18 protein-coding genes are annotated in these 22,559 nt (G+C 53.2%); 5 read left to right on the top strand and 13 right to left on the bottom strand.

Features of this window, described 5'->3' with window-relative positions; all coding sequences use genetic code 11:
• Positions 1-75 precede the first annotated feature (75 nt).
• From ACAM29_RS12465 to ACAM29_RS12410, 12 genes are all read right to left on the bottom strand, one after another.
• Positions 76-918, bottom strand: coding sequence for a flagellin (locus ACAM29_RS12465; protein WP_369624331.1), 843 nt, complete (start codon positions 916-918; stop codon positions 76-78).
• A 195-nt stretch (positions 919-1,113) separates the two neighbouring features.
• Positions 1,114-1,953, bottom strand: coding sequence for a flagellin (locus ACAM29_RS12460; RefSeq protein WP_369624330.1), 840 nt, complete (start codon positions 1,951-1,953; stop codon positions 1,114-1,116).
• A gap of 193 nt (positions 1,954-2,146) precedes the next feature.
• Positions 2,147-2,983: a flagellin gene (locus tag ACAM29_RS12455; protein WP_369624329.1), complete on the bottom strand. Its 837-nt coding sequence runs from the start codon at positions 2,981-2,983 to the stop codon at positions 2,147-2,149.
• Positions 2,984-3,178: 195 nt separating this feature from the next.
• Complete coding sequence (locus tag ACAM29_RS12450) at positions 3,179-4,030, bottom strand: flagellin (protein ID WP_369624328.1); 852 nt, start codon at positions 4,028-4,030, stop codon at positions 3,179-3,181.
• A 136-nt stretch (positions 4,031-4,166) separates the two neighbouring features.
• A complete protein-coding gene (locus ACAM29_RS12445; RefSeq protein ID WP_369624327.1) occupies positions 4,167-4,868 on the bottom strand; it encodes a 2-C-methyl-D-erythritol 4-phosphate cytidylyltransferase in 702 nt (233 codons plus the stop codon).
• Positions 4,865-6,007, bottom strand: coding sequence for a nucleotidyltransferase family protein (locus ACAM29_RS12440; RefSeq protein ID WP_369624326.1), 1,143 nt, complete (start codon positions 6,005-6,007; stop codon positions 4,865-4,867). The genes ACAM29_RS12445 and ACAM29_RS12440 overlap by 4 nt, the downstream gene beginning before the upstream one ends.
• Positions 5,943-6,596 carry an acetyltransferase gene (locus ACAM29_RS12435; RefSeq protein WP_369624325.1) on the bottom strand — a complete coding sequence of 218 codons (654 nt, stop codon included), beginning with the start codon at positions 6,594-6,596 and terminating at the stop codon, positions 5,943-5,945. The genes ACAM29_RS12440 and ACAM29_RS12435 overlap by 65 nt, the downstream gene beginning before the upstream one ends.
• A complete protein-coding gene (gene neuB / locus ACAM29_RS12430) occupies positions 6,593-7,657 on the bottom strand; it encodes an N-acetylneuraminate synthase (protein ID WP_369624324.1) in 1,065 nt (354 codons plus the stop codon). Before neuB ends, ACAM29_RS12435 begins: the two co-directional genes overlap by 4 nt.
• 2 nt (positions 7,658-7,659) lie before the next feature.
• A complete protein-coding gene (locus ACAM29_RS12425; protein ID WP_369624323.1) occupies positions 7,660-8,349 on the bottom strand; it encodes a PIG-L deacetylase family protein in 690 nt (229 codons plus the stop codon).
• Positions 8,339-9,514, bottom strand: a complete 1,176-nt coding sequence (neuC, locus tag ACAM29_RS12420; RefSeq protein WP_369624322.1) for a UDP-N-acetylglucosamine 2-epimerase — start codon at positions 9,512-9,514, stop codon at positions 8,339-8,341. The genes ACAM29_RS12425 and neuC overlap by 11 nt, the downstream gene beginning before the upstream one ends.
• Entirely contained in the window at positions 9,504-10,313 is an 810-nt protein-coding gene (locus ACAM29_RS12415) for a GNAT family N-acetyltransferase (RefSeq protein ID WP_369624321.1), read from the bottom strand. The genes neuC and ACAM29_RS12415 overlap by 11 nt, the downstream gene beginning before the upstream one ends.
• A gap of 72 nt (positions 10,314-10,385) precedes the next feature.
• Positions 10,386-11,399 (bottom strand): NAD-dependent 4,6-dehydratase LegB, encoded by a 1,014-nt coding sequence (locus ACAM29_RS12410; protein WP_369624320.1) that lies wholly within the window; start codon positions 11,397-11,399, stop codon positions 10,386-10,388.
• A gap of 155 nt (positions 11,400-11,554) precedes the next feature.
• On the opposite strand from ACAM29_RS12410, the gene ACAM29_RS12405 reads away from it, so the two are divergent.
• The 5 genes from ACAM29_RS12405 to ACAM29_RS12385 all read left to right on the top strand — a co-directional run bounded on the left by ACAM29_RS12405 (position 11,555) and on the right by ACAM29_RS12385 (position 18,498).
• Positions 11,555-13,012: a sigma-54 dependent transcriptional regulator gene (locus ACAM29_RS12405; RefSeq protein WP_369624319.1), complete on the top strand. Its 1,458-nt coding sequence runs from the start codon at positions 11,555-11,557 to the stop codon at positions 13,010-13,012.
• Entirely contained in the window at positions 13,009-14,079 is a 1,071-nt protein-coding gene (locus ACAM29_RS12400) for a PAS domain-containing sensor histidine kinase (protein WP_369624318.1), read from the top strand. The genes ACAM29_RS12405 and ACAM29_RS12400 overlap by 4 nt, the downstream gene beginning before the upstream one ends.
• Positions 14,076-15,476: a sigma-54-dependent transcriptional regulator gene (locus tag ACAM29_RS12395; RefSeq protein ID WP_369624317.1), complete on the top strand. Its 1,401-nt coding sequence runs from the start codon at positions 14,076-14,078 to the stop codon at positions 15,474-15,476. The genes ACAM29_RS12400 and ACAM29_RS12395 overlap by 4 nt, the downstream gene beginning before the upstream one ends.
• Before the next feature lie 185 nt (positions 15,477-15,661).
• Positions 15,662-17,617, top strand: coding sequence for an acetate--CoA ligase (acs, locus tag ACAM29_RS12390; protein ID WP_369624316.1), 1,956 nt, complete (start codon positions 15,662-15,664; stop codon positions 17,615-17,617).
• 218 nt (positions 17,618-17,835) lie between these two features.
• Positions 17,836-18,498, top strand: a complete 663-nt coding sequence (locus ACAM29_RS12385; protein ID WP_091822470.1) for a response regulator transcription factor — start codon at positions 17,836-17,838, stop codon at positions 18,496-18,498.
• A gap of 49 nt (positions 18,499-18,547) precedes the next feature.
• On the opposite strand, the gene ACAM29_RS12380 is transcribed toward ACAM29_RS12385, so the two are convergent.
• The gene (locus ACAM29_RS12380) at positions 18,548-22,501 is read right to left on the bottom strand and encodes a NahK/ErcS family hybrid sensor histidine kinase/response regulator (protein WP_369624315.1); all 3,954 of its coding nucleotides are present in this window, start codon (positions 22,499-22,501) and stop codon (positions 18,548-18,550) included.
• Between the last annotated feature and the right edge of the window lie 58 nt (positions 22,502-22,559).

The following is a 22,559-nucleotide window of genomic DNA, read 5'->3' as shown; positions in this document are numbered from 1 at the left end:
TAAAATAAAAAGCGCCCGTACGCTGGCTTCAGTATACAGGCACTTGTTCAGCTCTGTCAGGCCGGATGCTCTGGTTTAACCAAGCAGACTCAAGACGGACTGAGGTGCCTGGTTGGCCTGTGCCAACATTGAGGTACCGGCCTGCTGCAGAATCTGAGAGCGGCTCAGGTTGGCAGTCTCTACTGCAAAGTCGGCATCCACGATGCGTGACCGAGCGGCACTCTGGTTCTCGATCGCGTTTGACAGGTTATCGATGGTGGCGCTAAAGCGGTTCTGGATAGCACCCAGTTCGGAGCGTTTGGTGTCGATCATGGCAATGGCATTATCGATCTCTTCAATTGCAGTCAGGGCATCGCCTGCTGAACCTATACTGATTGTCCCACTTGCCAGAACCGCAGACATGCCAGTAGAGCCTGCTATAGCGCCAATTGTGATACTAATCTGGTTGTCAGCAGCGGTGCTGTAGCCAACCTGGAATACAGCATTAGCGATACTGCCATTGAGCACTTTTTTACCATTGTAATCGGTGTTCTTGATGATGCGATCAAGCTCTTCCCGCAGAGAGTTGAACTCAGTTGCGAGCTTGTCTTTATCACCGCCACTCAAACCGCCATCGTTAGCCGCCTGAACGGACAGGTCACGCATACGCTGCAGGGTGTCGGTGATGGTCTGCATGGAACCTTCCGCAACCTGAGCAACGGAGATGCCGTCGTTGGCGTTACGCTGTGCCACGGTCATGCCGCGAATCTGCGAGGTCATGCGGTTGGAGATTGCCAGGCCCGCAGCATCGTCCTTGGCGCTGTTAACACGCAAACCAGAAGACAGGCGCTCCATGGCAGTCTGCAGTGAGCTGTTGGTACGCGACAGGCTGTTCTGCGCGTTGAGTGACATAATGTTGGTATTAACTACACTGGCCATGACGGTCTCCTTCAGACGATCATTCGTACTTTAAATCGTGGGCTGATTGCCTTGTACAGAGGTTAGCGGCAGCAGAAAGTAAAGCTTGAGTGGTTTTGCGTCATTGTCTCGCACACGGCTTAAAAAAATACCCGCCAACCGGAGGGGTGGGCGGGTATCTGTGCTGAGGTGTTTGAGCTTGGTATCCCGAGCGAATTAACCCAGCAGGCTCAATACAGACTGAGGTGCCTGGTTGGCCTGTGCCAACATTGAGGTACCGGCCTGCTGCAGAATCTGGGAACGGCTCAGGTTGGCAGTTTCAACCGCAAAGTCGGCATCCACGATGCGTGAACGCGCAGCACTCTGGTTCTCGATCGCGTTTGACAGGTTGTCGATGGTGGCGCTAAAGCGGTTCTGAACAGCACCCAGCTCGGAGCGTTTGGTATCGATAGTCGCTATAGCCGCATCAATCGCGTTGATGGCTTCGAGTGCGTCACCGCCAGAGCCAATGCTGATTGCATCCGCCAAGACACTTGTTACACCGGCAGCACTTGCTACTGAGCCAATGGTAACACTGATCTGGTTGTCAGCTGCAGTACTGTAGCCCACCTGGAAAACAGCACCACTGATCTCACCATTGAGGACTTTTTTGCCATTGTAGTCAGTGTTTTTGATAATACGGTCTATCTCTTCCTTGAGTGAATTAAACTCAGTAGAAAGCTTGTTTTTATCACTGTTACTCAAACCGCCATCGTTAGCCGCCTGTACTGACAGGTCACGCATACGCTGCAGGGTATCAGTAATGGTCTGCATGGAGCCTTCCGCAACCTGAGCAACGGAGATGCCGTCGTTGGCGTTGCGCTGTGCTACGGTCATGCCCCGGATCTGTGAGGTCATGCGGTTGGAGATTGCCAAGCCCGCAGCATCGTCCTTGGCGCTGTTGACACGCAAACCAGAAGACAGACGCTCCATGGCAGTCTGCAGTGAACTGTTGGTACGCGACAGGCTGTTCTGCGCGTTGAGTGACATAATGTTGGTATTAACTACACTGGCCATGACGGTCTCCTTCAGACGATCATTCGTACTTTAAATCGTGGGCTGATTGCCTTGTACAGAGGTTAGCGGCAGCAGAAAGTAAAGCTTGAGTGGTTTTGTGTCATTGCCTCGCACACAGCTTAAAAAGATACCCGCCAACCGGAGGGGGGCGGGTATCTGTGCTGAGGTGTTTAAGCTTCGTATTCCGAGCGAATTAACCCAGCAGGCTCAATACAGACTGAGGTGCCTGGTTGGCCTGTGCCAACATTGAGGTACCGGCCTGCTGCAGAATCTGAGAGCGGCTCAGGTTGGCAGTCTCTACCGCAAAGTCGGCATCCACGATGCGTGACCGAGCGGCACTCTGGTTCTCGATCGCGTTTGACAGGTTATCGATGGTAGCACTGAAGCGGTTCTGAATGGCACCCAGTTCGGAGCGCTTGGTGTCGATACTGGCAATGGCGATGTCGATCGCGTTTATGGCCTGCTTGGCACTACCCGCTGCACCGATGCTGGCAGTACCAATTACACTGGCAATACCTGAGGCGGCAGCAAGAGCGCCGATGGTGATGCTGATTTGGTTATCGGCAGCGGTACTATAGCCAACTTGGAAAACAGCGTTGGTAATGTCGCCATCAAGAACTTTTTTACCGTTGTAGTCGGTATTGTCGATTATGCGACCAATCTCATCACGCAACGAGTTGAACTCAGTTGCGAGCTTGTCTTTATCACCGTCACTCAAACCGCCATCGTTAGCCGCCTGAACGGACAGGTCACGCATACGTTGCAGGGTATCAGTGATGGTCTGCATGGAACCTTCCGCAACCTGAGCAACGGAGATGCCATCGTTGGCGTTGCGCTGTGCTACGGTCATGCCGCGGATCTGCGAGGTCATGCGGTTGGAGATTGCCAGGCCCGCAGCATCGTCCTTGGCGCTATTGACACGCAAACCAGAAGACAGACGCTCCATGGCAGTCTGCAGTGAACTGTTGGTACGCGACAGGCTGTTCTGCGCGTTGAGTGACATAATGTTGGTATTAACTACACTGGCCATGACGGTCTCCTTCAGACGATCATTCGTACTTTAAATCGTGGGCTGGTTGCCTTGTACAGAGGTTAGCGGCAGCAGAAAGTAAAGCTTGAGTGGTTTTGCGTCATTGCCTCGCACACGGCTTAAAAAAATACCCGCCAACCGGAGGGGTGGGCGGGTATCTGTGCTGAGGTGTTTGAGCTTGGTATCCCGAGCGAATTAACCCAGCAGGCTCAATACAGACTGAGGTGCCTGGTTGGCCTGTGCCAACATTGAGGTACCGGCTTGCTGCAGAATCTGGGAGCGGCTCAGGTTGGCAGTTTCAACCGCAAAGTCGGCATCCACGATGCGTGAACGCGCAGCACTCTGGTTCTCAATTGCGTTTGACAGGTTGTCGATGGTGGCACTGAAGCGGTTCTGAATCGCACCCAAGTCAGAGCGGGCTGTATCAATCTTCTGTATTGCGATATCAATATTGTTGATAACACTATGAATATTAGAAGCACTTTGACCCGCGCTGATTGCAGTGCCTGCAGCCATGATTGTATTCAAACCTGAAACGTTGGACAGGTTTGCAACGGAAATAGTGATCTGATTATCAGCCGCAGTGCTGTAGCCAACCTGAAACGTACCGCCGGCGGACAAAGAGCCCTGAAGCACTTTTTTACCATTGAAATCAGTATTACCGATAATTCGACCGATCTCTTCTTTTAACTGAGCGAACTCGGTATTCAGCTTGTCCTTGTCACCGTCACTCAGACCACCGGAGTTGGCTGCCTGCACTGAGAGGTCACGCATACGCTGCAAGGTATCGGTGATGGTCTGCATGGAACCCTCAGCAACCTGAGCAACGGAGATGCCGTCGTTGGCGTTTCGCTGTGCTACGGTCATACCACGGATCTGTGAGGTCATGCGGTTGGAGATTGCAAGGCCCGCAGCATCGTCCTTGGCGCTGTTAACACGCAGGCCAGAAGACAGACGTTCCATGGCAGTTTGCAGTGAGCTGTTGGTACGCGACAGGCTGTTCTGCGCGTTGAGGGACATGATGTTAGTGTTGACTACACTGGCCATGACGGTCTCCTTTTAGACGATCACTTGAGCTTAAATTGTTAGCGGCATGATGCCTCCATGAACCTGTTAACGGCCGCACCCAAGGGTTCTTTAGCCATAAAACAGCATTTTTTTGATTTGCAAGCCTGTTGCGATGTCAGTTGCTTTGTTGTCGCGAAAGAAACTCTGCGAATACCAAGTCTTCAGCCGTATCGATATCAACTGAGTTGGTTCTATCCATAAGAAGAGCATAGGTAGGGGGAACAAAAAAATTATGATGATCGATTAATGCCTGTTTATTAATCAAGTAAACGGCGCCGTTGAGGCGGTAGTAGGTTGGCAAGTCTTGACTGCGTTTGTTAATCAATTCGGTGGACAGGAACTGATCCATATTTCCATCGTGTGGCAAGGTGTTGGCCCAAAGAGGTGTGTGATCCATTGCGCAAACGGAAACAATGCTTGTGGCACTTGTTTCCTCCATGCGTTGTACTGCTGCCTGGATATTTTGGGCGGTTCTGAGAGGTGATGTAGGTTGCAGCAATACTACTCGTTGGGCACTGTAGCCCTTCGATTCAAGTTGCTGAAGAGCATTCAGTACCGCGTCAACAGTGGTTGCTGTATCACTTGCGAGCTCAAGGGGCCGCTTGATGGCCATAACATCCTGCTGCCGAGCAAGTTCCAGCACGGCTGGGTCATCGGAAGTCACCAGGATTAAATCAACGACTCCAGACTCTTTCGCAGCATCCAGTGACCATTGAATCAACGGTTTACCGGCCAGTGGCAACATGTTTTTGCCTGGCAGTCGTTTACTGCCGGCACGTGCCGGGATAATGGCTACGATATCAAGCTGTTGCGTCATGTCATCAGACCCGCTAATACATCTGCCACTTCATCTTGTGCACGGCGAAAGTCTTCCATGCGACCTATATCCAGCCAATACTCATGAATGGGAAACATACTGACATGTTGGCTTTGGTCGATTGCTTGCTGTAACAGGGTGGGCATATCGATTCTGGTACCTGGCGTTACACTTCTGACAAGCTCGGGTGAAAGCAAATAGATGCCAGCGTTAATGAAAAAGTGCTGGATTGGTTTTTCGGTGATAGAGGTGATGCAGCTGCCATTACTCTCAATGACGCCATAAGGTACCTGGTGTTCATACTCGCGCACGCACATGGTTGCGATAGCTTGGCTCTGCTCATGGAAGTCAAGCAATTTGCGATAATCAAGCCGAGTTAACAGGTCGCCATTCATCAAGAACATGGGCCGGTCGATTTCTTGCTGAGGCAGCAAGCCCAGTGCTCCGGCAGTTCCCAGCGGGCTTTCCTCATGAATGTATTCAATGCTTACGCCCCAGTTGCGCCCATCACCAAAGTGGTTGCGAATTACATCCGGCATATAGTGTGTAGAGATGAAAAAGCGGTAAAAGCCGGCGTCTATAAAATTCTGCAAAATCAGCTCAAGAATAGGCTTGCCACCTACTTTTAGCATGGGCTTGGGGCAGTTATGAGTAAGTGGCCTCAAACGGGTACCGAATCCGCCAGCCATCAGAAAAACCGGGTTTGCTAGATGTTGCTTGTTCAGCAGGCGCTGCAGGGTTTCAAGACCGGTGATCCGGCCTGCGGAGTCAACAACCGGAAGGTGCAGTAATTGTTGTTGCTCCAGGGCTGCCAGCAACTGTGAACGGCTCCATTCGGAGCTGGCACTTCGCGGCTGCTTATTCATGACCTGTTGGATGTTAATGTCCAGTCCAAGATGATTCAGAAGTGCGCGACGAACATCGCCATCAGTGATGGTGCCCAGCAAATGCTTTTCAGAATCAGCTACCAACAAAATGCCCTGAGCTGAAGCGTCCATTTGCTGAATGGCTTGCTGCAGCGTTGCATTCGGGGAGATTAGAGTATCTTGCCAGCGTTTCATTAAGAGAAGCCTACTAGGTAGTGATATTGAGCGCTTGTGGTTTCGCTGCAAGCAGTTTGGCATAGGCTGGAAGGTCATGCAGCACTGTTGAGCCAGCCCCTACAACAACACCTTCGCCCAAATGACAACCTTGTATAACAGCAGCATTGGTTCCAATATGGCAACAGTTGCCGGTCGAGACATCTCCGCTTAGGGTCGCTCCCGGTGCGATATGGCAGTGCTTTCCTATGCTACAGTCGTGATCCAGTTGAGCACCTGTGTTGACTATCGTGTTTTCACCGATACTCACGTCTGCCTGTAGGATACATCCAGCCATTACTTGTGCGCCGTGAGAAACTGCGACTCCGCTACCCATGATAACAGTCGGATGCACAAGCGCAGGAAAGTGGAACCCTTTTATAGTGAGCTTGTCATACAGAAGGTTTCTCCTATCCCATCCCGGCAGACTCCCCAAGCCATTGGCCAGATATATCCGGTCAGTTTGATAACACTCTAAGGTAGAGTCATTACCTAGTACGGGAATCCCTCGCCATTCAGTCACACCGGTTTCATGCAGTTGAGGGTCAAGAATCCCGGCTACATAAGCTCCCATGGCGTTAACAAGGTCCAAAACTACTTTGGCATGGCCACCAGCACCCAATATTATGGTCGGGCGATCAAGGATCATAAAGCCTCACCCGCCTTATAGTTTTTAGTTGCTGGAGTGTTTATATTATCCCAGTAATGTAGCGCACTGATTCCATTTCCCGTCCTCGCCGTACCTAAAGACTCGAAGGTAAACAGGGATCCTTTGGCCATGTCCTGTTTGGCAACCAGGTTTTGGCGTGCCGAAGTGCGAGAGTCGAATTCGCTTGGCTGTGGTGCCTTGTACCCGTCCCCAAGAGCTTGTTCCAAAGAGCGTATTTGTGTGACCATTTCTTTAAGTTCATCTGGTTCAAGAGACGCTCGATGGTCAGGACCTGGGAGTTGGCGATCAAGAGTGAAGTGTTTTTCGATTATCGTTGCACCACGCGATACCGCAGCCAGAGGTATTAACAGACCTTCAGTATGGTCGGAATATCCTACGGGCAAGCCAAAAGCAGAACTCAAGGTATCCATTGCCTTCAGGTTTACCTCTGACAGAGGTGTTGGGTATTGAGATGTACAATGCAGCAGGGACACTTTTTCACGTATGCTCTTTCTGGCATCTTGAACTGACCAGTGCTGCCATATTTGATCCAGAGATTCAGGTTCTTTGTCACATAGAAATCCCCAAGCAAGTATGGCGAGAGCTTGTTCAACTTCTCCCAAGGTTGCCATGCCCGTAGACAGAATTATCTCCTTGCCTGTTCTTGCAAACGCTTTTAGGAGAGGAGCATTTGTAATTTCACCAGATGGGACTTTATAGAAAGGGAGGCCTAGCTTTTCAAGAAACGAAAGGCTTTTGATGTCAAAAGCGGTTGATATGAATGTAATCCCTTTATTTTCTGCGTACAGTTTAAGCTCAAAATGCCAACTTTCAGGAAGCTCCAGCTTCTTTAGCATTTCAAACTGGGTTTCATTAGAGTCTGTGCTTCTCTTCTGATAATCAGCCTTCGGTACCGACATTGAGGCAAGATCTTCCGTTTTGTACGTCTGGAACTTAACCGCATCAGCTCCTGCTGCAGCCGCTGCATCAACAAGGGCAAACGCTTTATCCTTCTCGCCATTATGGTTAACACCCGCTTCAGCAATAATAAGTACAGACATGGTCAGCGTATTTCCTTAAGAATCATGAATGCTTCAGCTGCAAGGCAATTAGACTGGGCGCCACGTAAGGTAGCCAACGCACGAAGACACTCCTCACTACGTGGGAACGGGAACATCCCCATTTCTCCATCAAACAGTGACATTATTGAGATCTTTTGATCCAGATAGTCTGAGATATCTTCATAAAGGTTTGGGCGGAACCCAGGGTCGTCCGGCCGTAGACAAAAATCGGTTTCCGATAGCGTTTCATACGCATATATTGCCTTTACAAATGGCGCACGAAATGTCTTTGTGGCAGAAATGGCTGCGTCAAATACAGCTGCATGATCACTGTGGACATCGTTTCGGTAAGGAATATAGATGCAATCAGGTTTCACATATTTGATGACAGCACCGATGGCATCAACCAGCTTGCCTTTCGCCAGAGTATCCAAGGCTGCCGCAGGTAGAGAGCAATGGTGTACATCATCAAACCCGTATGCTTTCTGAACAGATTCGATTTCCTCAGCACGAACTGGAACTCTTTCTTGAGGAAAGCCTGAAACATCTTTCATGGTCGTCACGATAAGCCAATGAACCGATGCACCTTTAGCTTTCAGTTTGAGAATGGTACCGCCACAGCCAAGTGTTTCGTCATCTGGATGAGGAGCAATCACCAGAATCGTTGCAGGAAAAAGAGACTCAGCTTTCAAGAGGATCCTCCGGTTTACGGACATATTCTGAAAAATTAATCTTTTTGATTAGCCCGTAGGCACGGTCAACACTTCGCCCGTCTCCATATGGATTGGAAATACAGCGAAGTTGTGAAAGGAATTCTTCAGATTCCGTATGCAAGACTGCTTGCGTTATGGCTTCTACCGAACCACTAGAGAAAATCACGTTGCTGGGGGCAAGGCGGCCTTTTTGTCTTTCCCCAACATTCACAGCAGGAAGAGGTATGGAAGGGGCTTCAAGAAGACCTGCCGATGAATTACCTATCATTAGATCTGCTGATCGAAGCAAATTAACGAACAGTGGTCTGGATAGATTTTCGTAAATCGTAATACGAGCTGACCCCTTTAGTGTTATTAATGCATCACGAATGGCATGGTTGCCTGGATCACTATTGGGCATGCCTGCATACACATGATACCCAAGGCCATTCAGGACGCTAACCATATTATGGATATAAGTGCCTGTACGCCCCAGTTCAGAGTCTACTGGGTGAAATATGAGGACCGCAATTTTTTCATCCTCAGCGTCTGAATCGATTCCTATACGATTCAATACTTCGCTCTTTGTAACGATAGGTTCGCTCAAAAACTTATCAAGCGCAACGCTTCCAATAACAAATATTCGACGCTCAGGTTCACCGATTGCCAGTAATCTTGTTTTGTGCTCCTCAGTACTGACAAAGTGTACTGATGCAAGCTTAGAAGTAGCATGACGAACTGGGTTATCGACATGGCTATCTTTTGCGTGATCACCGCCAAAAAAGTGAATTGTAGGGATGTTCAAGAAGGCACAGACAGATGCATATATGAGTACATCCTCTCGATCTCCCGCAAAAATAACAAGATCGGGAGTTTCATTGCTTAAAATATCGGCGCATGCTGACTGCAGAATGGCTGCCGACTTGACCCTCGAAACCTGACTGTCAGAGGCAAGTAAGGTTTCTATCCGATAGCTGATTATGAAGCCATCGTTTTCTATCTCTGATACAGAACCACCCTGTGCTGGGACTAAATGAGTACCTGATACTATTAATTGAAAGTCTACATCACTGTCTAGCGAGAGCCTCTTATACAAAGCACTCATCAGGTCATATTCAGATCTGATGGAGGTAAAGGCAAAAATTTTCATTTTTTTAGAATACATCAGAAATGCACATCTGTCTGCGAACCCTATTAGGGTCGAAATCTGTATTTAGACCAAGGCCGCCGAACATATAATCAAAAGATATAATGCTCTTATCAATGATGATATCTGATGGCAGAAGGATATTGTAGGCAGACGCAAGAGGAAGATTTTTGAGATCCCTGGGTGATTCATAAAACATCACATCGATTTGGCCATTATATTCTTTATAGGCGATGCTGTCATGCCATGAATATTTAACCCCTGGCTTAGAGAGTCTCCAATCACGAAGTTCGCTATCAGACAAATTTGCAAACATCTGGAAAGATTCTTCACATTGAGCGAAGCTATCAAGATTAATAAGTTCTTCTAGTTGATTTCGATTAACAGAAACGACAACATCGGGCTCGAGAACCTCCCACTCTAATTTCTTTCTGAAACCGGGAGCAGACATTTGGTTCGGAAATCCCATAACGAAATCTGCATCATCTTTTTTTAACTCATCATAAGTTAAATTTGCCAGCTTAGTAAAAAGACCATATTTTCGATGAGTCTTTGCTACCATGGTTGTCATTGAGAGAAAAGATTTTCTCTTAGCGCCAGATTTTTCAATCAATGGATATGGAATAACTGCGTAGTGTGCAACTAATCCATCATCAAATGCCAGTGCAGCATAGGGGCTTCCAAAAGGGTTATTTATATAAGCCCAGTCCCATATGTCACTTGACAGATCTTGATCATATGCTTCACGAAATAAATTAATAATTTCTTTTTTGTAGCCAAGCAGCTCGGACTTTTCTTTAATAATTATTGTCTTCATAAAAAACCTATTATCTTTTTTTGGGGATAAAGACCTTTTATTTTTATTTCAACACGTTGCTGAACGGTTTTTTCAGACATTGTAAATGCCGGCTTTATATTGACGCAGGTTTTCAGGTCGGGTGAACCACTCGATGGTTTCCGTGAGGCCCGAACGCAATTCAAAAGCAGGTGTAAAGCCTGTCAGGCCATGCAGCTTCTTGTTACAGCCCCAGAGTCTGAATACTTCGGACTTGCCGGGTCGTAAACGTTGTTCATCCGTAATGAACTGTACATCGCTACCCATGAGTTCTCGGATGAGCTCCAAGGTGTCCCGGATGGAGACTTCGTAGTTTGAGGCGATATTAACCGTTTCGCCAATTGCCTCTGGAGCTGCAGCCAGTGCCAAAAAGCCTGCGCAAGTGTCTGTGACGTAGTTGAAGTCTCGTGTCGGACTCAGGTCGCCCAATTGGATCTCTTTCATCCCGGATGCTATCTGGCTGATGATTGTGGGAATAACGGCGCGTGCAGATTGGCGAGGGCCATAGGTGTTGAAAGGGCGTGCGATGGTCAATGGAAGGCCAAAAGCGTTGTGGAAGCTCATGGCCATTGCATCAGCGCCGATTTTGGATGCGCTATAGGGTGACTGAGGTTGCAACGGGTGATTTTCATCGATAGGTACGTACTGCGCGGTACCGTACACCTCACTTGTTGAGGTATGAATGATCCGCTCAACGCCGTTTTCGAGAGCTGCCTGACATATATTCAACGTACCGTTGACATTGGTTTCCATGTAACTTTGCGGAGCCAGGTAGGAGTAGGGGATTGCGATTAAAGCGGCCAAATGAAACACAACATCAGTGTCTTTTGTGATGTGTTTGCAGTAGTGCGGATCACGAATATCGCCGTTCAATACCTCTATATCGTTCAGGCAATCAATATTTTCCAACCAGCCCCAATGGTTGAAGGAGTTGTATTGTGACAATGCTTTGACCTTGTAGCCTTCTCGGACGAGGAGTTCAGTCAGGTGTGAGCCGATAAATCCATCTGCACCAGTAACCAGTGCTGTTCTTGCCTGTGTCATGCTTGCTCCTGGGCTTTCAAGCATTGCGAGTTTGTGTACCGCTTTTATCTTATTGGGTGTATCGGTAACAGGACGTAATTATTAAGGGTGGCCCAACAAAAAAACCATTACGTCAATCTATTGACATATCCTCTCTATTCGGTAGATTGTCAGAATCCTGACAATGCCCGGACACCCCCATGAGCATAACCAACAGTGGAGTTTCTGACCAGCCTCCTTTCCAGGCTCTGATCATCGATGACGATGCTGACAGGCGTGAGACCTTGCGTGCCTGTTTGCAGTTTATCGAGCTTGAGTGTCATGTTTTTGACTTTGTAAGCTGGCTACAGCAGAGCAGGGCATTTGCGCTGGACTCGGTGGGGGTAGTGTTGATTGGTGAGAGCAGTCTGCCAATTGCGCTGAATAAGCTGGTCGCCGAGCTGGATCGGGGTCCGGTTATCCCTAAGCTGTTGACCTGCGACTGGCCGGAGCTTGATCAGGCTGCATTTGCGCAGTCCGGTATTCTGGGTGTGCTGGCGCAGCCTTATCGTTATCCACAGTTACTGGATTGGCTGCATCAGTGTGCCCTTCTGCGTGAGCGTGGCATAACTGAGCCGCGTGCACTGCCGGATATGCCGGGTTTTGTCGGCCAGAGTGCGCCCATTCGCGAGATCCGGCACCTTATTGCTCAGGTGGCACCACGTGATATCAGTGTCCTGATCACCGGCGAGTCCGGTACCGGCAAGGAGGTGGTGGCGCGTTGCCTGCATGAGCATTCGCCGCGCCGTGACGGGCCTTTTGTGCCGGTCAACTGTGGCGCCATTCCATCCGAGCTGCTCGAAAGTGAGCTGTTCGGTCATGAGAAAGGGGCGTTTACCGGTGCTATCTCCAGCCGACCCGGTCGGTTTGAACTCGCCAACGGCGGTACGCTGTTTCTGGACGAAATCGGTGATATGCCGCTGCCGATGCAGGTCAAGCTGCTGCGTGTGTTGCAGGAGCGGCAGTTTGAGCGGGTGGGGGGCAGCAAAACACTGGAAGTGGATGTGCGCATCGTTACCGCGACCCACAAGAACCTGGAGCTGATGATTCAGGATGGGCAGTTCCGCGAAGATCTGTATTACCGCCTCAATGTATTCCCCATCGAAATGCCGGCACTGCGCGACCGACTGGAGGATCTGCCACTGCTGATCAATAATCTGAGTCAGCAATTGGATGAGACCGGCTCCGGCCGGCTGCAGTTCCATCCGACCGCGCTGGAGTCCCTGCGCCTGCACCCTTGGCCGGGCAACGTAAGGGAGTTGGCCAATCTGGTTGAACGGCTCAGTATCATTCACCCTGGTGGTGTGATCGGGGTGTCGGAGCTGCCACCCAAATTTCGCCATATTGAAGAGCCGGACCCTGAACGTTATGCACGGCCTGAGTTGCCGCTGCAGGTCGATACAGATCAACCTGTCGTATCCGCCGAAGTTGCCGCTGTTGAGGCACTGCCTGCCGAGGGGGTTGATCTCAAGGCCTGGCTGGAATCCCATGAGCAACGCTTGATCCATCAGGCACTTGATGCGACCGATCAGGTAGTATCGAAAGCGGCACGCCTGCTGCAGATTCGGCGTACCACACTGGTGGAAAAAATGCGCAAATACGGGATTGAACGCCAGTGATTGAACACCAACAGCTGCAACAACGGATCGCCGAACTTGAACGTCAGGTGTCTGCACTTCAGGCCGACAGGGTGGCTCTTGAGCGCCTGCGCCGCCTGATTGATCGCATGCCCGGCGGAGTGCTGGTTATCGGTCAAACCGGACGTATTACCGAATTCAACCCGGCTGCGGTGTTGTTGCTGGGGATAGAGTTGGCCAATAAAACCTGGCTGGAGGTGATCAATCAGTGTTTTGCACCGAGGCCAGACGATGGCCATGAGGTATCGCTGAAGAACGGCCGCCGTGTAAGTCTGTCGACACAGGCATTGGATGGCGAACCGGGCCAGCTGGTGTTTATCACCGACCAGACCCACACCCGTACGCTGCAGGAGCAGCTGCACCATTACCAGCGGCTGTCGGAAATGGGACGGATGATGGCCTCGCTGGCGCATCAAGTGCGCACACCGCTGTCGGCGGCACTGCTCTACGCCAGCCACTTGATGGCACCGCAGCTGGATGATGACAAGCGGATCCGCTTTGCCGGCAAGGTTAAATCGCGCCTGACTCACCTAGAGCAGCAGGTGCGTGACATGTTGATCTTCGCCCGCGGTGAAACCCGATTGGAAGACCGTGTTGATGGCCGTACCTTGATGGCAAGGTTGGAAGACTTGCTGGATCAGCCTTTGAGCCAGCACGATGCAGATTGTGATTGCATCAACGAAGCACCTGATGCGGTGATCCAGTGCAATCTCGAAGCCCTGCTTGGGGCAGTGCTCAATCTGGTTAACAACGCCCTGCAGGCCTGCGAAGAGGGCTCTGAGCTCACGCTGCGTCTGGCCCAAGAGGGAGACAGACTACTGCTTGAAGTGATTGATGATGGCCCGGGCATGGATGCCGCTACACTGAAGCGGGCGCAGGAGCCCTTCTACACTACCAAATCACATGGCACGGGGCTTGGCCTTGCCATCGCTCAGGTGATGGCAAGAGCGCATCATGGCGAGTTTGCTTTGGCTTCGACACCGGGTGTCGGCACCCGTGCGAGCTTCCGTCTGCCCCTGATCAATTCCACCGCACAGGAGTCGGCATGAGTGTAAAAGTCTTGATTGTTGAGGATGATATCGACCTGCGCGAGGCGATTACCGATACACTGGCACTGGCGGATATCCACTATCTGGAAGCCGGCAGTGGTGAGGACGCGCTGGCGTTGCTGAAGCGGGACAGTGTGGATATGGTGATCTCTGATGTGAACATGCCCGGTATGGACGGCCATCAACTGCTGGCCCATCTGAAGCAGCAGACCCCCTCATTGCCGGTGGCCCTTATTACCGCCTATGGTCAGGTGGAGCGGGCGGTGGACGCGATCCGCAACGGCGCCGCTGACTACCTGATGAAACCCTTTGAGCCGCAACAGCTGATTGATCTTATCCGCACCCATGCGCAGGGCCTGCTGACGACGCAGTATGACGAACCCGTGGCTGAAGCACCGGGCAGTCGCCAGCTGCTGCAGCTGGCGCAACGGGTGGCCACAACCGACTCTACCGTACTGATCACCGGTGAGTCCGGTACCGGCAAGGAGGTGCTGGCACGATATATCCACAATCACTCGCCCCGTGCTGACAAGCCGTTTATCGCCATCAACTGCGCCGCCATTCCCGAGAGCATGCTGGAAGCAACTCTGTTCGGCCATGAAAAGGGCGCTTTCACAGGCGCCATCAGCAGCCAGCCCGGCAAGTTTGAACAGGCCAACGGCGGTACGCTGCTGTTGGATGAGATCAGCGAAATGGATCTGGGGCTGCAGGCCAAGCTGTTGCGAGTGTTGCAGGAGCAGGAGGTGGAGCGTATTGGTGGGCGCAAGGTAATCCCGCTGGATGTGCGCCTGCTGGCCACCAGTAACCGCCAGCTGGAACAGACCGTGGCGGAGGGAAAGTTCCGTGAGGATCTCTACTACCGTCTGAACGTGTTCCCGCTGCAATGGCAGCCGCTGCGCGAGCGACCGGAAGATATCCGCCCGCTGGCCGAGCGCCTGCTCAAACATCACTGCCGCAAGATGGGTCGCAATCTGGCATCGCTGGACCCAACAGCCGCCAGCAGTTTGTGCGAGCATCATTGGCCGGGCAATGTGCGTGAGCTGGATAATGTAATCCAGCGTGCGCTGATTCTTCAGGCCGGCAACCGGATTACGGCCGCTGATCTGCATCTGGGCAGTGCTGCAATCCCGCTGCGTAATGGGGCCACACAGCCAGCCCCGTCAGACAGCCTGCCCACGGAGACAGACGAGCCTGAAATAGACCTGGCCGAGGGCTTGTTGGGCAAAGACCTGAAACAGCATGAGTATCAACTTATCGTAGAGGCCCTGCGCGCCACTTCAGGCAGCCGAAAGGATGCTGCTGAAAAATTGGGCATCAGTCCACGCACGCTGCGATACAAGCTGGCGCGAATGCGAGAAGAGGGAATTGATCTGGAGTCATTGCTGTCAGGTAAGTAAGTGCACGCTTACTGTGTAGTATATGACTTTTGTCGGTATCCGAGTAGACCAATGTCTAATTCAGGGGACCCGAGTGGCTTCGGTATAACCTCTCATTAATCAACTCGATCGCGCCGACAATAGCGACTATAAATAAGTGCGGCGTTCCACGTTATAAAAACAAAACGCAAGCTAAGGGCATCACGATGAGTGAACAGAACGTATATCCGGTCGATCCGGCTTTTGCTGCCAAGGCGCATGCCGATGACGACAAATATCAGGCGATGTATGAGCAGTCGATCAACGACCCGGAAGCCTTCTGGGGCGAGCAGGGCAAGCGCCTGGATTGGTTCAAGCCATACACCAAGGTTAAAAACACCACGTTTGATCCGCACACTGTCGATATCAAATGGTACGAAGACGGCGAACTGAACGCCTCCTACAACTGCCTTGACCGCCACTTGGAAACCCGTGGCGATCAGGTCGCGATCATCTGGGAAGGCGACGACCCGAGCGAAGACGAAAAGATTACCTACCGTGACCTGCACGCACGCGTGTGTCGCTTTGCCAACGCGCTGAAAGCCAAGGGCGTTCAGAAGGGCGACGTGGTCACTCTCTACATGCCGATGATCCCGGAAGCCGCCGTTGCCATGCTGGCCTGTGCTCGCGTGGGTGCGGTGCACTCCATCGTATTCGGTGGCTTCTCGCCGGAAGCACTGGCAGCCCGTATTGAAGGCGCCAAGTCGAAGGTGGTGATCACCTCCAACTACTCGCTGCGCGGTGGCAAGGTCGTACCGCTGAAAGAAAATGTCGACAAGGCGCTGGATCATCATGAAGCCGGCAACCTGATCGAGACCGTATTTGTCGTCAAGCGTGTCGATAAGGATGTGGCCTGGAACGACAGTCGCGATGTATGGTACGAAGGCGCTGTTGCTGAACAGTCCGACGACTGCCCGGCCGAGCCGATGAATGCTGAAGCACCGCTGTTCATCCTGTACACCTCCGGTTCTACCGGTGCGCCCAAGGGTCTCAAACACACTACTGGCGGTTACATGGTGTACGCTGCCATGACTCATCAGTACGTATTCGATTATCACGAAGGTGATGTGTACTGGTGTACCGCTGACGTGGGCTGGGTGACCGGTCACAGCTACATCGTTTACGGCCCGCTGGCCAACGGCGCCACCACACTGATGTTTGAAGGTGTGCCGAGCTACCCGGACAACAGCCGTTTCGGCCGCGTGATCGAGAAACACAAGGTTAATCAGTTCTACACCGCTCCGACCGCCATCCGTGCACTGATGCAGCAGGGTGAAGATGTACTGGGCGACTCTGACCTGTCCAGTCTCAAGCTGCTGGGCTCTGTGGGCGAGCCGATCAACCCTGAAGCCTGGACCTGGTATCACCGCATCTTTGGTAAGGGTAAGTGCCCAATCGTAGATACCTGGTGGCAGACTGAAACCGGCGGCATCATGATTGTTCCGCTGCCGGGTGCAACGGCCACCAAGCCTGGTTCAGCCACGCGCCCGTTCTTCGGCGTACAGCCGGCGCTTCTGGATGGTGAAGGCAAGGAAATCGAGGGCGCCGGTGAAGGCAACCTGGTGATCAAGGACTCCTGGCCGGGTCAGAGTCGTTCGATCTGGGGTGACCATGAGCGCTTCATTCAGACCTACTTCAGCACCTTCAAGGGTGTGTATACCACAGGTGACGGTGCCCGCCGTGATGAAGACGGCTACTACTGGATCACCGGTCGTGTGGATGACGTCATCAACGTATCCGGTCACCGCATGGGTACTGCCGAAGTCGAGTCCGCACTGGTGGCTCACCCGGCCGTTGCCGAGGCCGCTGTTGTCGGTTACCCGCATGATCTTAAGGGTCAGGGCATCTATGTGTATGTCACCCTGCAGAGCGGCTTCGATGCAAGCGACGAGCTGATGAAAGAGCTGCGCAACTGGGTTCGTTCCGAGATCGGCCCGATCGCATCGCCGGATCTGATCCAGTTTGCGCCGGGCATGCCGAAGACCCGTTCAGGCAAGATCATGCGCCGTATTCTGCGCAAGATCGCCGAGGATGATTTCGGTGCGCTGGGTGACACCTCCACCTTGGCCGACCCGACCGTGGTGGATGATCTGATTGAGCACCGCATGAACCGTAAGGGCTGATCAACGCCCGACAGGGTAACAGCCATTGAAACGCCCGCCGCTCACCCGGCGGGTGTTTTTGTTTTGGGATTGGCGACAAACTCGCAGCTTGGTGCAGCACTGTCGACAATGAGGTGGTATTATTGCCCCCAAGTAAAGGCCCCCTATTTGACTGATTGGCACAACGTTCGACAACTTCGGCTACTCTTAAGCGGGCCAAGGAACGAGGGAGACGATGCATGCAACTGGCACAAAAGATCATTATTGCTGACGACCATCCGCTATTTCGCGCAGCGCTGCGACAAGCGGTGACTCAGGCGGTACCCGGTGTCGAGATTGTCGAAGCCGACAGTCTGGCGGCGGTGCAGGAGAAGGTCGAACAACACGGCGATGCTGATCTGGTGCTGCTGGATATCCACATGCCGGGTACGCATGGCTTTTCCGGGCTGGTGTTCCTGCGTGGCCAGCACCCTGGCGTGCCGGTGGTCGTGGTATCCGGCAGTGAACAGCCGCATGTTATGAAACGTGCCATCGATTACGGTGCGTCCGGATTTATCCCCAAGTCCGCACCACTGGAAATCATTTCCGAGGCGATTACCGCCGTATTGGAAGGTGAAGAGTGGTTGCCACAGGAGCTGACCGAGAACATGGGCGATGTGAGCGAAGAGGATCAGCAGTTTGCGGCGGCGCTTGCCTCCCTGACACCGCAGCAGTTCCGCGTTCTGACCATGTTGACTGAAGGGCTCTTGAACAAGCAGATCGCCTACGAGCTGAGTGTGTCGGAAGCGACCATCAAGGCCCACGTGACTGCCATTCTACGCAAGCTTGGTGTGCATAGCCGTACTCAAGCGGTTATTGCGGCCCAGCGTCTGGGCGTTGAGCCGCCCAAAACCGAAGTCTGATTCCACACCTTTTCCCGGGCGCCATAACGGCCCGGGTCATGCCTTTTTTTCAGTCTTTTTCCGCCCTCAAGGTAGCAATGATCTTGTTGATCATCGCACGCAGTGCCGCCGGCTTGATTGGCTTGGTCAGAAGCTGTGCCTGAGCCGTGTCGATCTCGTCACGCACTTCGTCAGTGCGATCCGCGGTGATCACAATGGCAGGCGAGAAGTATTCTGCCTCGGCAGGCTGGCCCTCAAGTACGGCCAGTTGGCGCAGTGCCATGACCCCGGTCTCGGTCTCGCCCAAGTGGTAGTCCGCCAGCACGATATCCGGTACCCAGCTGCGTTCCAGTGTGACGGCAACCGCTTCATCGCCCGAGAGAGCGGTCACTACATCACAGGACCAACCCTGCAGCAGTGCACTCATCCCTTCCAGAATTTTGGGTTCGTTGTCGATCACCAGTACCTTGATGCCGTTGAGTCCCTTACTGCGTATCCAGCCACGCTGCTCGGGCTTGGGTTTCTGTGCCAGTGAGGCATCCCCCAGTGGCAGGGTAATGCTGAATACTGTGCCCTGACCCGGCCAAGAACGAACCTTGAGCTGGTGCCCCAACATGCGGGCGATACGGTCGGTAATTGCAAGCCCCAGTCCCAGCCCCTTCACCTGACTGTGTTTGGGGTTGTCGATCCGCTTGAACTCCTCAAACACCTCGCGCAGCTTATTATCGGGAATACCAACACCGGTATCCCAAACTTCAAGCCGCAGCTGCTGGCCCTCTCGTCGTGCCCCCATCAGCACCTTGCCGCTGGCGGTGTAGCGCATGGCGTTGGACAGAAAGTTCTGCATGATGCGGCGAAGAAGAGTCTGGTCGGAATACACTACCTGGTGGCAATTGACGCTGTGGAACGCAAGGCCTTTCTCCTTTGCCAGCACGCTGAACTCGGTATTCAGAGTCTGGAACAGGTACTCCAGTGAGAAGTGGGTCAGTGTCGGTTCCAGTGCACCGGCATCCAGCTTGGATATATCCAGAATGGCGGTGATCAGTTCTTCCGCCGCCTTGAGTGAGCCGTCAAGATTTTCCACCAGCTGGCTGGTCTCGCGGCTGTGACTTTGCTGCGCCAGGGCAGAGCTGAACAGGCGCGCGGCATTGAGCGGTTGCAGCAGGTCATGGCTGGCGGCGGCCAGGAAGCGGGTCTTGCCCAGGTTGGCGGCTTCTGCATCGGACTTGGCCTGGCGCAGTTCATCTTCCATCAGGGCGCGGATGGTGTTCTCCTTGCGCAGTTCCTTGTTGACGACTGACAGTGCATGGGTACGCTCACGCACGCGCTGTTCCAGGTTCTCGTTGGTCTCTTGCAGTGCCTGCTCTGCCTTGCGACGCTCGGTGATGTCCTGATACAGCGTGAAGTAGCCCAGAACATCGCCGTATTCACCAATATGAGGGATGTAGGTCACCTCGGCAAAACGGATGCTGTCGCCCTGTGTGGGCAGGCGGGTTTCAAAGCGCTGTCGTTCACCTCGCAGTGCAGCGTCAATATAGTGACGCCGGTTGATGTACTCCTCTTCCGGCAGGGCCTGAAGGCAATGTACGCCGGCAATATTGTGCCGATCGAGGCCGAAGGCATCCGCATAGGCCTTGTTTATAAACAGAAAGCGGCATTCCGGGTCGAGATAGGCGATCAATACCGGCACGTTGTCGGTGTAGATGCGGATATTCTGCTCGCTCTCGCGCAGTGCCTCCTCGATCCGCTTGTGCTCGGTGATGTCCATGTAGGTGTTGACGTAACCGCCATTGGGCATCGGGTTACCACGGACTTCCAGCACTGTACCATCGGGACGATAGCGCTCGTAGCTGTGAGGGGCTCCGGAGCGGATCGAATCCAGTCGCATTCTGACCTGGTGCTCAACATCTCCCAGCCCGTATTCGCCCTTGATGGCGTTATAACGGAACACCTCTTCAATCGGGCGGCCGACACAGATCAGCCCTTCCGGGTAGCTGAACATCTCCACGTAGGGGCGGTTCCAGGCGACCAGTCGCATCTGCTGGTCCACTACGCTGATACCGAGGCTGATGTTCTCGATGGTGGACTGCAGCAGCGAGCGGTTGAAGCGCAGAGCCTGCGAGGCTTCATCCACAATGGTGACGACATCGCCGATCTCCATCTCGCGACCGCGCAGGGTTGAATCCATGACGATACGGGCCGATGATGCACCGATGGCACCCGACAGCAGGCGCTCAGTATGCTGGATCAGTTCGGGCGTCGCCTTTTCGGCTGCCATTGGCGGCCCTTCCCCCCGGCCCTGCCCAAAACTGCTGAACGCTTGGCGGGTGCGGCTCATGCCCAGAAAACGCTCGCTCAACATCTGCAAATCGCCAACGGTCACTTGCCCGAAATGGCGTGATGGGTCGGCAATGCCCTTGGCAGAGGTGTTCACGAAGGCGCTGGCCTGAATCCGGTCAACCAGGCGGATGCTGGTGAAGCGTGAGACCAGCACAAACAGCAGGATGTTGACGCCCAGGCTCCAGATCACACCGTGCGTCAATGGGTCGAGTCCATTCAGGCCAAGCAGGGCGGTTGGGTTGAGTAAACCGTTGCTGTCACTGACCTGAGGCAGCCATTCAACCGGAATCAATCGGGCCGAGTTGAGGGTCGGCAGCACCAGAGTGTAGACCCAAAGCAGAAAGCCGGCGCTGAGCCCTGCCAGCACACCGTAGCGGTTGCCGCTGCGCCAGTAGATGCCGCCGATGATGGCAGGCAGGAACTGGATCGCTGCCACGAATGCCAGCAGGCCGAAGGAGGCCAGCGGCCCCTGTTCGCCCAAGATGCGGTAGTAGAAGTAGCCCATCAGTAACAGGCAGATGATGGTGATGCGCCGCACACGCAGCAGCAGGGCGCCCAGATCACGGGATTGTGACAGGCGCAGCCATGAGATGCGGAACAGCAGCGGCATTACGATATCGTTACATACCATGGTAGCCAGCGTGATGCTGGCCACGATCACCATGCTGGTGGCCGCCGACAGTCCACCAATAAAGGCGAAGGTGGCCAGGTAGCCCGAGCCCTCTGCAAGTGGCAGCATCAGTACATAGGTGTCGGCATCAACATTACTGCCGTTGAAAAAGATCATGCCACCGGTGGCGATCGGCAGCACAAACAGGCCCAGTATCAACAGATAGAGCGGGAACAGCCAACGGGCGGTGTACAGGTTGCGACGTCGGGTGTTTTCCACAATGCTGACATGAAATTGACGCGGCAGGCAGATGGCTGCCGCGCAGGCCAGAACCACCTCGGTGAGAAAACCGGTGGTAAGCGGGTTGCTGAAATTCTGGTTGTCGCGCAGCTGTGTCTGCACCTGCCAAGCCAGGTCCTGAAAACCGTCAAAAATGCCGAAGATCACGAACAGCCCGACCGCGACAAACGCGGCAAGTTTGACCAGTGATTCAAACGCCACCGCCAGCACCAGTCCTTCGTGGTGTTCAGTTGCGTCGATGTGCCGGGTGCCGAACAGAATGGCAAACACCGCCATCAACAGTGCAACAAACAGGGCGGTGTCACTGCCCTTGCTCATGGCTTCGGTAGCCCCCGGCGCCAGTGCGTTGTAACTGATAGCTACCGCCTTCAACTGCAGGGCGATATAGGGAATGGTCCCCATGACCGCGATCAGCGTCACCAGTACCGCGAGACTTTGGCTTTTGCCATAGCGTGAAGAGATGAAGTCGGCGATGGTGGTGATGTTTTGCTGCTTGCTGACGGTGAACACCTTTTCGATGACACGCATTGCCAGCAGAAATACCAGAATTGGCCCCAGGTAGGTGGCGACGAATTCCCAACCGGTAGAAACGGCGCGGCCAACAGCCCCGTAAAAGGTCCAACTGGAGCAGTAGACGGCGAGGGAGAGCGAGTAAATGACCGGGTTGCTGGCCCACTGTTTTCCGGCACTGCTTTTGTCACCAAAGTAGGCGATGGCAAACAGCAGGCCCAAGTAGGCCAATGAAATCAGGATGATGGTCCAGCCGGATAGCATGTCGAATCTCGCTTGCAAGTGGATCAGGCGGCTAGTGTAGCGCCTAAGTCTTGTGTCG

The sequence above is a fragment of the Marinobacterium sp. BA1 genome (assembly GCF_041155135.1).
Lineage (GTDB): Bacteria > Pseudomonadota > Gammaproteobacteria > Pseudomonadales > Balneatricaceae > Marinobacterium > Marinobacterium iners.
The sequence above is the reverse complement of the archived record's forward strand: the minus strand, read 5'-3'. Positions and strand labels throughout refer to the sequence as shown.

Bases quoted from the DNA above. Each gene is read 5' to 3' on its own strand.
- ACAM29_RS12410 (WP_369624320.1), bottom strand. From the start codon at position 11,399: ATGCTTGAAAGCCCAGGAGCAAGCATGACACAGGCAAGAACAGCACTG.
- neuB (WP_369624324.1), bottom strand. From the start codon at position 7,657: ATGTCTGTACTTATTATTGCTGAAGCGGGTGTTAACCATAATGGCGAG.
- ACAM29_RS12385 (WP_091822470.1), top strand. From the start codon at position 17,836: ATGCAACTGGCACAAAAGATCATTATTGCTGACGACCATCCGCTATTT.
- acs (WP_369624316.1), top strand. From the start codon at position 15,662: ATGAGTGAACAGAACGTATATCCGGTCGATCCGGCTTTTGCTGCCAAG.
- ACAM29_RS12415 (WP_369624321.1), bottom strand. From the start codon at position 10,313: ATGAAGACAATAATTATTAAAGAAAAGTCCGAGCTGCTTGGCTACAAA.
- neuC (WP_369624322.1), bottom strand. From the start codon at position 9,514: ATGTATTCTAAAAAAATGAAAATTTTTGCCTTTACCTCCATCAGATCT.
- ACAM29_RS12460 (WP_369624330.1), bottom strand. From the start codon at position 1,953: ATGGCCAGTGTAGTTAATACCAACATTATGTCACTCAACGCGCAGAAC.
- ACAM29_RS12380 (WP_369624315.1), bottom strand. From the start codon at position 22,501: ATGCTATCCGGCTGGACCATCATCCTGATTTCATTGGCCTACTTGGGC.
- ACAM29_RS12445 (WP_369624327.1), bottom strand. From the start codon at position 4,868: ATGACGCAACAGCTTGATATCGTAGCCATTATCCCGGCACGTGCCGGC.
- ACAM29_RS12435 (WP_369624325.1), bottom strand. From the start codon at position 6,596: ATGATCCTTGATCGCCCGACCATAATATTGGGTGCTGGTGGCCATGCC.
- ACAM29_RS12395 (WP_369624317.1), top strand. From the start codon at position 14,076: ATGAGTGTAAAAGTCTTGATTGTTGAGGATGATATCGACCTGCGCGAG.
- ACAM29_RS12405 (WP_369624319.1), top strand. From the start codon at position 11,555: ATGAGCATAACCAACAGTGGAGTTTCTGACCAGCCTCCTTTCCAGGCT.
- ACAM29_RS12440 (WP_369624326.1), bottom strand. From the start codon at position 6,007: ATGACCTTCCAGCCTATGCCAAACTGCTTGCAGCGAAACCACAAGCGC.
- ACAM29_RS12465 (WP_369624331.1), bottom strand. From the start codon at position 918: ATGGCCAGTGTAGTTAATACCAACATTATGTCACTCAACGCGCAGAAC.
- ACAM29_RS12450 (WP_369624328.1), bottom strand. From the start codon at position 4,030: ATGGCCAGTGTAGTCAACACTAACATCATGTCCCTCAACGCGCAGAAC.
- ACAM29_RS12455 (WP_369624329.1), bottom strand. From the start codon at position 2,983: ATGGCCAGTGTAGTTAATACCAACATTATGTCACTCAACGCGCAGAAC.